Genomic DNA, 13,366 nt, shown 5'->3' on the forward strand with positions numbered 1-13,366 from the left:
TAAGAGATATCTGTGATTGAATTACTTGCAATTTAAGATAAGATGATTTTAATCATTAGGTCACGTTATTAATTTGACTGCTCAGTATCAGGTAAATCAGGCTCGCCAACTCTTGCTTTGTGAAATTTTTCTCTTTTTACATAGCAAAGAACGAGGAACGTCATACTAAAACGAACAGGCAACGATGTCGCTGAGCCCTGCTAAACCTGATATTGAATGCAGCCCCAGAATTAGCCGGCCTAATCATAAGCATCAAGTTATGACGAAAAATGAACAGCGTTTGAAGGGAGCAGTAAAGAATGGCAATTGATACGGTGCTATGGAGCAGGCTGGTGACAGGCTTGACTCTCGGGTTCCACGTTATTTTTGCGACGATTGGCGTCGGTATACCGCTAATGATCGCTATTGCAGAGTTCATCGGGATCCGCAAAAAGGATCCCCATTATACACTTATGGCAAAGAGATGGTCTCGGGGATTTGTCATTTCTGTAGCGGTTGGTGTCGTGACCGGTACAGCCATATCACTACAATTAGCCCTGGTATGGCCGAATTTTATGAAACTGGCTGGGAATGTTATTGCACTTCCGTTATTCATGGAAGTGTTCGCGTTCTTTTTTGAGGCCATCTTCCTGGGCATTTATTTGTATACGTGGGATCGGTTTAAAAATCCGTATATCCATTGGCTGTTGACGATTCCGATTGTCGCCGGGGCAGGCATGTCTGCCGTTTTTATTACGACGGTGAACGGATTCATGAACCAGCCTGGAGGCTTTGTCATGGAAGCGGGCCAATTCACAGCGATTGACCCGGTGCAAGCGATGCTGAATACGGCGACGTTCTCCAAGGTATTCCATGTATTAAGCTCGGCCTATTTGACAGGAGCTGCCTTGTTAGCCGGGATTGCAGCCTTTGCGATGCTGAGAAAAGGAGTGTCCGCATACCACAAAAAATCCTTGAATCTCATGATGGCGGTCGTTTTGCTGTTCAGCTTGCTGAACACATTAGCTGGTGATGTGTCCGCCAAGTTTTTGGCCGAGCATCAGCCAGAGAAGCTTGCAGCGGCAGAGTGGCATTTTGAGACGGGTAGCGGTGTGGACTTGGTTCTAATGGGATGGCTGAATGCAGAGCATGAAGTGATAGGGGCTCTTCATTTGCCGAAAGTGCTCAGCTTCCTGGCCTTTGGAGACTTTAATGCGGAGGTAACGGGGCTGGAGGAATTCCCCAAGGAAGAATGGCCACCGCTTCTTGTTCACTACCTGTTTGATTTAATGGCTGGAATCGGATTTGCTCTGCTCGCGATTTCGGTCCTGTACTTCCTGTTTGTGTTCTGGAAAAAACGCAATGTGCTTAACAAGTGGATGCTTGGCATCATCGCACTGATCGCACCGCTCGCGTTTCTAGCTGTAGAGCTGGGCTGGTTTTATGCAGAGGTTGGGCGACAGCCGTGGATTATCCGTGGATATATGCGTGTAGAGGAGGCTGCCACGACTTCACCGAATGTAAGAATTATATTCTTCGCCTTATTGCTCTTGTACATCGTACTCGGCAGTATGTGTGTAATCGTGCTAAGACGTTTGTTCAACAATAATCCGGCAGAAGTTGAGATGGAGAAATGGATGAAGGAACATCCTAATCAATCTGTGGAAAAGGGGGGCACTGAATGATGAGTTACGAAATAATTGGCATCTCGGTGCTCTGGCTGTTCTTGTACGGCTATTTAATTATAGCTTCCATTGATTTCGGAGCGGGATTCTTCGCCTTTTATGCCCGTTTGACGAAGCAGGATCATCTCATTAATCGTCTGATTTCCCGATATTTATCACCCGTATGGGAGATTACAAATGTATTTTTTATCTTTTTCTATATTGGCATCGTCGGATTTTTTCCGGACACAGCCTATTATTATGGCTCCGCGCTGCTTGTTCCGGGAAGTATTGCAGTTATTCTTCTTGCGATTCGCGGTTCGTTCTACGCTTTTGAAAATTATGGTTCCAAGAAAAATATAGTATATCTTTTTTTGTACGGAGCTACAGGTCTGCTTATTCCGGCTTCGTTGTCAGTGGCACTTACTTTGTCTGAAGGCGGCTTTATTGTAAAGCAGGCTGAGACGGTTTCTTTGGATTACTGGGCGCTGTTTACCAATCCGTTATCGTGGAGCATCGTTGGACTGGCAATCGTGTCCGTTTTGTTCATAAGCGGCTCATTTCTGACTTTTTACGCATCTCGTGCAGAGGATCATTCCGCGTTGAAGCTGATGCGGAACTACGCCCTGTTTTGGAGCACACCGACGATAATTCTCGCACTGACAGCATTTATCTATTTGGGTCAACACAATGAGCGGCATTTTCAAAATATGATGGATTTATGGTGGCTCTTGGCACTTTCCGTTGCTTTCTTCATGATCGCGATGTGGCTCTTATATAACGGACGCCGTTACGGATTAGCTTTCATATGCATCATGCTGCAATTTTTCTGTGCCTTTTTCGCTTATGGGATTGGGCAATACCCTTATATTCTCGATCCGTATATCACGATTCAGAGCAGTGCAACTTCACCAGCAATGGGCTTAGCGTTAGTTGTTGTGTTTATCGGCGGTCTGTGCCTGTTGATCCCATCCCTTATTCTGGTCTTCAAGCTCTTCCTATTTGATGCGGATTATGTAAAAGGGAAAAAATAAAGCTAATTGATCCATTACGGTGTGTTTGAGGTTTCTCTATAAGCCTATATATAAAGGAGGTGTGATCTGTGCCGAGGAAATCCAGTCTGATTTCTCAACAAATGTCTTCACAAAGAAAAAATATGGCCCTCCTCGCGATCCTTTCGCTCGCGCTTGGTACTGCTATTGTGAGTCAGGCTGGACTGCTTGCTGAAGCAGTCCAACGGATTTTTGTGGAGAGAGCTTCATTTTCATCGGTAATCGTGTTGCTCGGCATTCTTCTGGCTGTTATGGCTGCACGCACACTGTTGTCATATGGAAACGGTAAAGTTGGCTTGCACATGGCTGCCACCGCCAAGACAAATATGCGCGCTGCCGTGCTGCAAAACTTGACCCATGCTTCCATGCCTTCCACCCTTCGTGGACAGACGGGAGGCAAGGTCAGTATTGCTCTTGATGCTGTGGATGAGGCTGATAGTTATTTCAGTCAATACATGCCGCGAATGATGGAAGCTGCTATCATCCCGATTCTGATTTTGGTCGTTACATTTATCCAACATGCCAACACAGGTTTCATTCTATTGTTTACAGCTCCTTTTATCCCACTGTTCATGATTTTGGTAGGACTGAAAACGAAGAACAAATCCGAAGAAAAATATGCGCAGCTGGCCGAGTTTTCAGGTACGTTTCTGGATTCTCTTCAAGGGCTGGTGACGTTAAAAATATTTGGACGAGCACACCGTCAGCAACAGAAAATTGAACACAGTAGCCTTAGTTACCGTGATGCCACAATGGGCATTTTGAAGATTGCGTTTACGAATACCTTCATGCTGGAATCGATCGTGATGCTAAGCATTGGCATTGTCGCTCTTGAACTGGCCATCCAATTGCTTGTTTTCAAATCTATGACGTTCCACACCGCCTTTCTCGTGTTGTTGCTCGTTCCCGAGTTTTACAACCTGTTAAAGAATACGGGAACGGCCTTTCACAGTGGCCGGACAAGTATGGGTGCGGTTCGTAAGGTGGAACAGATGCTTGAAGAACCGGCAGGGGAGAGCAGGGACGCGAATAGCATTGAAGGAGCATTAACAACCGATGGAATTAACGAGATCGACAGCATGGATAGGGTCGACAGGGGAAGCAAATTAGAAATTGGAAATTCCAATGATCTTTCAGTACCGCCATCCATGGAAATAGATCATCTTCAGTTTCAATATGCTCCAGATTCATTCAAGCTTGAGACGGGTCGGATCCAGTTTAAACCGGGAGAACATATTGCGATTGTAGGTAAAAGTGGTTCCGGTAAAACGACTTTGCTCCATCTCATTGCCGGTCTGCTGAAACCAGAATCTGGAACGCTTCTGGTGAATGGAAGTCCACTCTCGCAATACGATGAAACCGAATGGTTCGAACATGTTAGCTACATTACACAGCATCCGTATATTTTTGCAGGCACATTTTCTGAAAATATTGCGATTGGTGCTCGTGGGAGCATCTCCAGGGCAGAAATTGAGCGGGCGGGGGAGGAAGCAGGACTCACTGCGCTTACAGCCCAATTGGAGCATGGATTTGATACCTTTGTTGGTGAAGGAGGCAGGGGACTGTCTGGTGGGGAAAAGCAGCGGCTTGCCTTAGCACGCGCTTTTTTGAAGCGTCCTGCTATCATTTTGTTTGATGAACCCACAGTTGGACTGGATTTGCACACCGAGCGGGTACTGCAACGCTCCATAGCCAAACTGGCAAAAACGGCTACGATGATTACGGTGGCTCACCGATTATATACGATTCAACAAGCCGACAAGATTTTGTTTATGGACAATGGAGTGTTGGTGGACTCCGGACGGCATGAAGAGCTTCTGGGGCGCCTGCCTCAATATGCCGAGATGATTGATGTAGAGCGGAAAGGGGGGATATCCTCATGAATGAACTGGCCGTTCTGTCAAAGGCGATGATTCAGGAGCGTAAGGATATCATTCTTTCGATTTTGGGTGGATTTATCGCCGGCATAGCCGGTGTGGCACTCTTTTCTGCGAGCGGGTATCTAATTTCGCAAACGGTATTTGCGCCACCGCTTTATACTTTAATTGTACTCACCTCGATGGTCAAACTGCTTGGTCTGCTTCGGGCGGCGAGTCGTTATGGAGAACGCTTATATTCTCACCGGGCGACATTCTCCATGCTTAGCCGTTTACGTACATCCTTTTTTGCCAAGCTTATTCCTTTAACGCCTGGTATATTGAACAAAAATCGAAGCGGGGATTTGCTTGCGCGGATCGTTGGGGATGTCGAAAGTTTACAAAATTATTTCTTGCGAGTCGCTTATCCTCCGATCATGGTCGTTATGGTGTTTTTGGCTACGGTGCTGTTTACTTCTACCTTTTCGATCTGGATTGCCGTTTTGTTTGTACTAGGTATGCTGATAACGGCATTCGTTGTACCGGGAATTGTGTTACTCGGGCAGCGGAGAATACATGGACGCGTTCGTGAGCAGAGGGCGCAGCTATCTACGGAAGTTACCGAAGTGTTGTACGGTTTCCGGGATTTGAAAGTATACGGTCAATTGGCACAACGGGAGGAACAGCTTCAGCACGCTTCCGCTGTATTGGCAACTGAACAGCAACGAGCAGCCGGGCACTTGTTGCGCGGGCAATCGATGCACACTTTTGTTACGTTTCTCGTTTCCTGGGGAGTGCTGACGCTCGGCGCCTATTTAATTATGGAAGGAGCGCTTGCAGGCGTATTTCTTGCCATGTTGGTTATGGCATCACAAACCGTATTTGAAGAAGCGACGGCTATGGCCACATTACCCGCGTATAAAGAGGACAGCGAACACGCAGCCAAACGACTGACGGAAACAGTTCAGACCTTTGATGAGCAGTCCTCGCAGCCAAGTGGCACATTGTCTGTTGATCATGCTGTTACGATGGAACTATCCGATGTTACGTTTCAATATGATGGGGAGTGGAGACCGGCGCTCAGGGATGTGTCCCTGCACATTATACCTGGCTCCAAAACGGCGATTGTCGGGCCGAGTGGGTCAGGAAAATCAACAATTATCGAATTGCTGCTCAAACTGCGAACACCAACGGCTGGAGATATACGATTAAACGGTACTTCGGTGAAGGAACTGGATGAGACGAGCATTTGGCAAACGGCTAATGTAGTGTTTCAGCAAAGTCATTTTTTCCGGGGAACGATCCGGGACAACCTGCTGCTGAATGGAGAAGAACATACTGACGAACAATTGTTGGATGTGCTAGCTAAAATGCAGCTGCCCGATACATCGTTGACCGATATGGTGTATGAAAAAGGAGAGAATCTGTCAGACGGCGAGAAGCAGCGGTTGGCTCTGGCGCGAGCGATGCTCCGCAAAGGACGGGTATGGCTTCTGGACGAACCAACTTCATCGCTGGATTATGTGACAGAGCATCACGTTTTGAAGCATCTCTACGCACAGGCGGCTAATGATACGCTTCTCTTGATTTGTCATCGGCTAACCGGATTGGAAGAGATGGACCGAATTGTGGTCATGGACCAAGGCAAGGTAGTCGAAACGGGTTCCTATTCGGAGTTGATGGGGCAAAAAGGCTATTTTTATGAGATGAAACAAATCGAACAGCAAATGATCGGAGAAGTTGGAGTGTGAAGATTTGAAAAGTAGAAACAGTCTTGAACTGAATAGGAAAGCCCAAGACTGTTTCTGCATTTTTACGTCTAACGTTTCGAGATAGATTTTCTGCCAGCAGCAGGCCGTACAACTCGAAGACCTTTAATAGGAGAGGTACTCCGGCCAACATTCTTATTTTTACCAGGAACTGCCGTGTTGACATTTAAAAACTTAGATTGACTTTGAGTATTACTAGATACAATATTAACTGTGTAATTTCTGAAGTTACCAATACTGATTTTTCTCAATCCTAGCCTTCTACAAAGCGGAGCATCACAGTAACCTGCGCCACCACAAAGTTTGAAAGCATTTTGCGGTAGAGTAAGATAGTTAACACCTGACCATACAAGACTCCTATCTGTAGATTCAGCATAGTAATATATCTCTCGATTGTTGACTGCCCCACTCAATACCTCTACCGTTTGACCTGGATTTATTGTGTACCAACCTACCGCTTCATACCAGCTGGGCCAAGGTATCAAGGGGTTAGAGCCCTGATTACAGCTTGCAGAGGAGTAATATGCGAAGGCAACATATACAGTTAAACTCGTATTGTTACGAAAACTAAGTCCCATTGCATTCAGCTCCCTTCTTGTTAATAGAATAAAGTATGCAGTTTAATAGGAGAAGGAAATGGACATCAAGAGAAACAATTTCGAATCGATTGGGCTGCTCATGAGTAAACTGACGATCTGGATTTATGAAGTGCTAAGAACTACTTATTACAGTTTCATTTCACCAATCGTACCTAGATGAATATCTAAAACAAAATACTGATTAATTCCTTGCGGTGTCCCGAAAGCCATTTTATGGCTGTTTAGGGCACCTTTCGTTTTTTATATAAGATTTAGGTAAACACCAAAATTCGTTTTTTCTTTGAATCTACTACAGAAAATGAGGTGATACAAAGTTATGATATTCCTAAGGTTTATGATGGCATACTCTTTGAAGTAATTAGCTATGGCTTAATACATAAACAATTGCTGTCACATTTTGGGTCGAGCTCTTCGTTGTATAGAGTGAAAGGGGGGGAGACAGCTTGAATGATACGGAGTTAAGTCAGATCATTGCAGATGTGTTGGATGGGGACACAGAAAAATTCGAAAAAATCATGGAGGTTTATCAAAAACCGATTTTTCTCTACTGTTATCATATGCTGGGCAATTACGCCGAAGCCGAGGATAACGCACAGGAAGTATTTTTGAAGACATTCCGCACCTTGAAGAAATATACCCAATATCAAATAGATTTTGGCGCCTGGGTATACAAGATTGCCTACCATCAATGTATCGACATCATCCGTAAGCGAAAGTTGGTGAAATATTTGCCTTTCTTTTACCAGGATGAGAAAGAAAATAATGAAGTCGACTTGCATATTGAAGCCAACTATTTTGATGAATCCGTACATCAAGCCATGGCAAAATTATCGGCGGAAGAGCGTAATTTGTTAATCTTACGTTGTGTCGAGGATAAAAGCTACCAGGAGATCGGATTGATTCTCGGCAAAAACAGTGCCAGCCTTCGTAAAAAATACGAACGTGCATCTGCAAAATTTCGAAAGTATTATGCTCAAGTGAAGGGAGTGGGAGTGTATGAATATGGACAGGGATCGGGATTTGAAAAGACTGTTTGATGACCCGCGCATTCCCGACGCCGACTTGACAGGAAAAGTAATGAGAATATTACATGCTAAGCCAAAAGAAAAGGAGAGGTTTTTTATGAAATATAAAGTTGTTTTGACTGCGTGTGTAGGGATGATGTTAATGGCCTCCACAGGTTATGCGGCAGTTCAATATCATTCTTTGACGAATAAGGATGGCGAAGTCGTATATGAGACTAAATCGACGAAAGATTACGGAAAAGCAGAATCGAAAGATGAGATAGAGCGTTACAAGGCATTTTATGAACTTAAGGATAAGGTGCTAAAGAACGGGGAAGCTGGGCTGTTCTATATGGTTGCCAATAATCCGAATCATGAAACAATTCTTGGAACGAAGGTGACTATCTTCCAAGATCTTTCTCAATTGAGAGATAAGATTACGGATAAATCCATTAAGATCGCAGACAAAGTCAATGGAAATTATACATTCCAAAAGGCGGACGTAATCTTTAAAAATGCTCAGGAAGTGAATCCTCCTTCTTCGGAAGAAAAAAAGAAAATGGCAGAAAAGCTGAGAAAGCAGGCGGAAGAATCCAATCAGGGATATGCCATGATGCCGGTTGAAATGACAGATCAGTTTTTCCTTCTCTTTGCTACGTATCAAAATGGCGAAGATAAAATCGGGGTTAATATCACTAATCTGAGTGGAAAGAGCGATCCTACAATGTATATTGACGAGAAGGTTGAATTTAAGCAGGAGAAGGTTCAAGTGAAGGGAGTAGAAATGCTGCATACAGAATTTGCTCCTTCGCAGACGCACGAGCTGAAATGGGTATACGAGAGCCCAGACAAAAAGGTGAAATACGCCTATACTTTACGTGGAGACATAAATAAAGTAAGCAAAGAAACTTTGATGAAAATTGCAAAAGGCTATTTGGAATAATAAATATTAAAACAACGGGAATCTTCTCCAAATCTAGTTGGGGTTGATCATAATCGGTTCTAAGCGCCCATTTAATTCCGTTGAACAATTCAAAAAAACGGCCGCTGTTCGCATCGTTTGCGACAGGGCCGTTTTTTGTTTTTCATAGGTTAGCTGTAAATTGCTATTCTTGCCAAACACTCATAGGGTCCCATGGCTTGATCTGATTGCCATATTTTCCAGCCAAAAAAGCTTTCATGTCTTCCAGCTTAGCAGGCACTTCGTTCCAAATTGGAAAGGGGGGTAACCCTCGTTTGCTTTTCAATAGGATATCCACTGTAACATACAAGCGTTCTGGCTGAATCCAATGAAGGAAGCGGGAAATATCAATTTGCTTGGTCAGGGACAAGGCATCAATTTCGTCATTGTAATGCTTGTTGAACTCGCTGATCAAGTTCAGGAGGTAGTCTCTCTGCTCCTTCACGAAGTCCAGGCCGCAGATGGCGCCATGTCCTGGAATAACGATTTCGGGTTTAATTTCATCAATAATGCGGTCAAGCACTTTAACCCAATTGTGGGTTCCCTCTTCGCTGTATGCCGTACACCCGTTAAACACGACATCGCCGGCGAACAGCACTTTTTCTTTAGGCATCCACAGCAGCAAGTCACTGTCAGAGTGGGCCGGAGCTACGTTGTAAATCATAACTTCCGTATCGCCAAGACGGATGTTGATATCGTCCTTTATCTCAATATTCGGGAGCACCCATTCTACGCCTTCCAGGTCGAATCCTTCAAATTCTGCTGCAAAAAACCGCTCGCCCGAAGTCGATTCCGGAGAATCCTTTCCTCTTCTGATGACGTTATCCATCCAGGCGATATTTTCGGTGAGACGCTCTCTGGACGCTTCCTTGTGCATAATAATGCAAGCATCTTCAAACACTTTGTTTCCCCAGGCATGATCACTGTTATAGTGCGAGTTCACCACATATGCGGGAGAGCCACCGTTACTTACTTCCTTAAAAGCCTCCCGCATTTCCCGTGCATGGAACAAATCGAAGAACGTGTCATACACCAGCCCTTCACCCTTGTTGATGAACCCGGCATTGGCCCAACTGATCCCGCGATACGGCGAAATACCGGCAAAGACGCCATCTGCGACTTCAAAAAATTTAACGCGAGGTTTTTGGATAATACGTCCATACTTCATGAAAATTCTCCTTTGCGTATATGTTTTTGGGGTAAAGCATGCCTTTATTATAGAGAGTGGAAAACATAATTGCAAGCATGTACTTGCATGCATTTGCTCCATGTAATATGATGTAACAGAACAACATCACACTACATGTATGGAGGCGCTGCAACATGAAGCTAGTAACCTTTCAAACCAAAATATCCCAGGAACCTTTGTTTGGGCTTGTAATTAACGAGAAATTTGTCGTGTCTTTTGCCGCAATCATGAAAAAGCAGGGAACATTCGTTGACAGTCTTGAAAGTATGGACAGCTATCTTCATTATTTGCCGGCAAGTTATGATGCCGCTAAGGAAATGATGCAATATGCTGTCGAACAGTTGCATCAATTCAATGAAAATGAAATCAGCCCGATTGCAGCGGTAAACCTGCTACCGCCGGTTCCGAATCCGGCTGCGCTTATCGATTTCGGGCTGACGCCAAGACATCTGAGAAATGCTGGCGTAAATCTGCTGCAAAGAGAATATACAGGGCCGGAAAGAGAAGAGCTTACACGTAAAATTTCCGAAAAATTCCAGCAAGATCTGAATAAAGTAACTTTCAGTTATTATAAGTGTAACCATAATGCATTAATTGGCGATGGGGATACGATTCATTGGCCTTCGTACTCTTCCTACCTGGATATCGAGCCGGAGCTGGCCTTTGTTACAGGGAAGGGGAACTGCATTGCAGGTTATGTTATTTTTAACGACAGTACTGTCCGCGATGTGCAGTGGCCGGATTTCCAGGCGATGACCGGACCGACGCGCTGCAAAGATTTCGATCGAAGCAAAGGAATAGGACCATTTCTGGTAACGCCGGATGAAATCGACAACCCGCTGGCACTGGATGTGGATGTACGCATCGGGGAGAGACTGCACTGGAAGGGAAGCACATCCGAGTATTCTGCACACCCTGCAAAAGTGATGGAGGAGGTTCTCAAAGTTTTCACGCCACTCCCGGGCACAATTATAGGAATGGGGACGATACCGGATTGCTGCGCAATCGAGACCGAAGAATGGCTGTTGCCCTCTGACCGAATCCAGATTACATTTGATAAATTAGGCACGCTCACGCAATTGGTGCCTGATCATGTCAAGATTACGGAACCAAGCCGCTGGGAAAAAAGAAGTGATTTGCCTTAAAAAAAACGTTTATCAAAATGATGAACCCCGACCCTGCTGCATATGCAAAACTTGTAGTAGAATAGGATTAACATATGCAAAAGGAGAAGTACAATGCAAACTTCAGACAGAATCATTGAAGCCGCGACACAGCTCATCAAAAAGAATGGCTATCGGGGAGTAAGCACCAAAGCCATTGCAACGGAAGCTAAAGTCAATGAATCTACGATTTTTCGGCAATTTGGAAGCAAGCAAGGCATATTGGAAGCCATCATTGAAAGACATTCGGATATCCCGCAATTTGAGAAGCTGTTAAAAGAGGACGCGACCGATAATCCGGAAGTTGATCTGCTGAATGTAAGCCAGCAGTACCGTATGTTTTTCCATAAAAATGCGGACATCATTTTGATTGGCATCCGCGACAAAGGAATGCTTCCCGAATTAGACAGAGTGCTAGCCGATCCGCCGGCGAAGCTTCACTCCTTGCTGGTTGAATATTTTCAACGCTTGCAGAATAAAAAAGTTATAGCCAGACAGGATGAGCGTCTTGTCGCAATGTCTTTTCTCTCGATGTGCTACGGATTTCAGATGAGCGAGCTGATTCACCGGCAATATCAATCCCAACTCGTCACCGAGGAAGAGTTCTACAAGCACAGTGTCTCATTGTTTGTTAAAGGAATTTTGGCTCAGTCATAAGCACTATTGATTTATTTAATGAGAAGTCTAAACTTACGAGAACGGGCTGAAGCTGGAAACTCGGTGTTACTATCCATTCATCTAATGGAAGAGCATGCAGCGACGGTTGATGATGTGATGATTATTAAGCATGGAACAATCGTTGCTGATGGAACATTGGAGAAGTAAAAGGTAATCCTTCCACGCTGGAGGAAGCCTTTTTTGCTCATGAATGTAGTTTTTAGTAATGGAAAATAAAATACGTGGATGCATTATATAAAAAACATGTCTCATTGAATTAAGCCCAATTTTTTCTAGGGCTTTTTTTGTTTGGGACCTCAGGATTGTATTTGGTCTATACTCAAACTTTCGAGTCAGAGTTATTGTACAGCTTTAAATCAAGACAATCATGCCTATTGTATTGGAATTATCCAAGGCTGTACTTACTTAAAATCTTATAAGAAATTCTTGAAATCACAGAAATTTATTCGGGTAGTGGGATGCTATTATACAAATATAAATAAAGACGAGGTGATGATATGCAAGCAAAATTGGCAGCGGACGCCATTCCCCTCACCAAAAAGCGAAATTCATGGATAAGAACGATAAAAAAGTATAAAGTGATGTACGCTCTCTTGTTCCCGGCATTACTTTACTTTGCCGTTTTCAAATACGTTCCTATGGCGGGAATCATTATTGCTTTTAAAAACTATAACCTAGCATTGGGACTATGGGATAGTCCATGGGTGGGATTTAGAAATTTTACAGATTTTATGAACGGCGTTTATTTCTGGGACATCATGAGAAATACGATAATCATATCGCTGTATAAGCTATTGTTCGGTTTCTCAGCTCCTATCATACTTGCTTTGCTGCTCAATGAAGTTTATACCCAATGGTTTAAGAAAATCGTACAAACGATCACTTATTTACCCCACTTTCTATCATGGGTCATTGTTTATGGAATGATGGTGGCATTATTAGCCCCAGGGGATGGTCTTTTTAACATGATTTTGAAGGAAGCTGGAGTTGAACCCATCTCATTCCTAACGGAACCTGCCTGGGGCAGACTGCTGATCATCTTATCTGAAATATGGAAGGATATTGGATGGGGAGCGATATTGTACCTTGCAGCACTAGCAGGAATCGATCCAAGCTTATATGAAGCGGCTAGAATTGATGGCGCTTCCAAATGGAGACAGCTATGGCATGTAACACTTCCCGGCATTCGAGGCGTGATGATTCTGATGCTGATCCTTAAATTAAGCCATATTCTGGATGCTGGTTTTGACCAAATATTCATGTTTGCCAACAGCTTTAATCAGGAGAAGATCGACATTATCGACACATGGGTATACCGTGAAGGGCTCGAGCGACTTAAGATTGGCTTGGCTACTGCTGTGGGATTGTTTAAAGCGGTCATCGGATTTGTTTTAGTGTTGGCAGCGAATAAGCTCGCCAAAAAATTCGATGGGCAAATTTGGTGAGGTGGTT

General features: G+C 44.2%; 13 protein-coding genes. 11 read left to right on the plus strand and 2 right to left on the minus strand.

The window, feature by feature from the left end:
• Window positions 1–299 precede the first annotated feature (299 nt).
• The 4 genes from MKX41_RS08805 (at window position 300) to cydC (ending at window position 6,302) form a co-directional block, all read left to right on the plus strand.
• Window positions 300–1,664: a cytochrome ubiquinol oxidase subunit I gene (locus MKX41_RS08805; RefSeq protein ID WP_076283693.1), complete on the plus strand. Its 1,365-nt coding sequence runs from the start codon at window positions 300–302 to the stop codon at window positions 1,662–1,664.
• Entirely contained in the window at window positions 1,661–2,677 is a 1,017-nt protein-coding gene (locus tag MKX41_RS08810; RefSeq protein ID WP_042188427.1) for a cytochrome d ubiquinol oxidase subunit II, read from the plus strand. The genes MKX41_RS08805 and MKX41_RS08810 overlap by 4 nt, the downstream gene beginning before the upstream one ends.
• Before the next feature lie 101 nt (window positions 2,678–2,778).
• Window positions 2,779–4,578 (plus strand): thiol reductant ABC exporter subunit CydD, encoded by a 1,800-nt coding sequence (gene cydD / locus MKX41_RS08815; RefSeq protein WP_445671342.1) that lies wholly within the window; start codon window positions 2,779–2,781, stop codon window positions 4,576–4,578.
• The gene (gene cydC / locus MKX41_RS08820) at window positions 4,575–6,302 is read left to right on the plus strand and encodes a thiol reductant ABC exporter subunit CydC (RefSeq protein WP_340969685.1); all 1,728 of its coding nucleotides are present in this window, start codon (window positions 4,575–4,577) and stop codon (window positions 6,300–6,302) included. Before cydD ends, cydC begins: the two co-directional genes overlap by 4 nt.
• Before the next feature lie 68 nt (window positions 6,303–6,370).
• Here cydC and MKX41_RS08825 read toward each other — a convergent pair whose 3' ends face one another.
• Window positions 6,371–6,898: a DUF1036 domain-containing protein gene (locus tag MKX41_RS08825; protein WP_042188430.1), complete on the minus strand. Its 528-nt coding sequence runs from the start codon at window positions 6,896–6,898 to the stop codon at window positions 6,371–6,373.
• A 58-nt stretch (window positions 6,899–6,956) separates the two neighbouring features.
• On the opposite strand from MKX41_RS08825, the gene MKX41_RS08830 reads away from it, so the two are divergent.
• The 3 genes from MKX41_RS08830 to MKX41_RS08840 all read left to right on the plus strand — a co-directional run bounded on the left by MKX41_RS08830 (window position 6,957) and on the right by MKX41_RS08840 (window position 8,866).
• Window positions 6,957–7,079 (plus strand): hypothetical protein, encoded by a 123-nt coding sequence (locus MKX41_RS08830; RefSeq protein WP_269321747.1) that lies wholly within the window; start codon window positions 6,957–6,959, stop codon window positions 7,077–7,079.
• 283 nt (window positions 7,080–7,362) lie between these two features.
• Window positions 7,363–7,956 (plus strand): RNA polymerase sigma factor, encoded by a 594-nt coding sequence (locus MKX41_RS08835; protein WP_042188431.1) that lies wholly within the window; start codon window positions 7,363–7,365, stop codon window positions 7,954–7,956.
• An 85-nt stretch (window positions 7,957–8,041) separates the two neighbouring features.
• Window positions 8,042–8,866, plus strand: a complete 825-nt coding sequence (locus MKX41_RS08840) for a hypothetical protein (protein WP_340969689.1) — start codon at window positions 8,042–8,044, stop codon at window positions 8,864–8,866.
• 163 nt (window positions 8,867–9,029) lie between these two features.
• Here the strand turns inward: MKX41_RS08840 and MKX41_RS08845 are convergent, their stop codons facing one another.
• On the minus strand, window positions 9,030–10,052 hold the full coding sequence (locus tag MKX41_RS08845) for an MBL fold metallo-hydrolase (RefSeq protein WP_076299837.1): 1,023 nt from the start codon (window positions 10,050–10,052) through the stop codon (window positions 9,030–9,032).
• 155 nt (window positions 10,053–10,207) lie between these two features.
• Here MKX41_RS08845 and MKX41_RS08850 point away from each other — a divergent pair, with 155 nt between their 5' ends.
• From MKX41_RS08850 to MKX41_RS08865, 4 genes are all read left to right on the plus strand, one after another.
• On the plus strand, window positions 10,208–11,218 hold the full coding sequence (locus MKX41_RS08850) for a fumarylacetoacetate hydrolase family protein (protein ID WP_340969691.1): 1,011 nt from the start codon (window positions 10,208–10,210) through the stop codon (window positions 11,216–11,218).
• Window positions 11,219–11,311: 93 nt separating this feature from the next.
• Entirely contained in the window at window positions 11,312–11,893 is a 582-nt protein-coding gene (locus MKX41_RS08855; RefSeq protein WP_076283687.1) for a TetR/AcrR family transcriptional regulator, read from the plus strand.
• Window positions 11,894–11,911: 18 nt separating this feature from the next.
• A complete protein-coding gene (locus tag MKX41_RS08860; RefSeq protein ID WP_231573272.1) occupies window positions 11,912–12,061 on the plus strand; it encodes a hypothetical protein in 150 nt (49 codons plus the stop codon).
• A gap of 350 nt (window positions 12,062–12,411) precedes the next feature.
• Window positions 12,412–13,359 carry an ABC transporter permease gene (locus MKX41_RS08865; protein WP_042188436.1) on the plus strand — a complete coding sequence of 316 codons (948 nt, stop codon included), beginning with the start codon at window positions 12,412–12,414 and terminating at the stop codon, window positions 13,357–13,359.
• The last annotated feature ends 7 nt before the right edge of the window (window positions 13,360–13,366 follow it).

The sequence above is a fragment of the Paenibacillus sp. FSL R5-0475 genome (genome assembly GCF_038004585.1).
Classification (GTDB): domain Bacteria; phylum Bacillota; class Bacilli; order Paenibacillales; family Paenibacillaceae; genus Paenibacillus_AQ.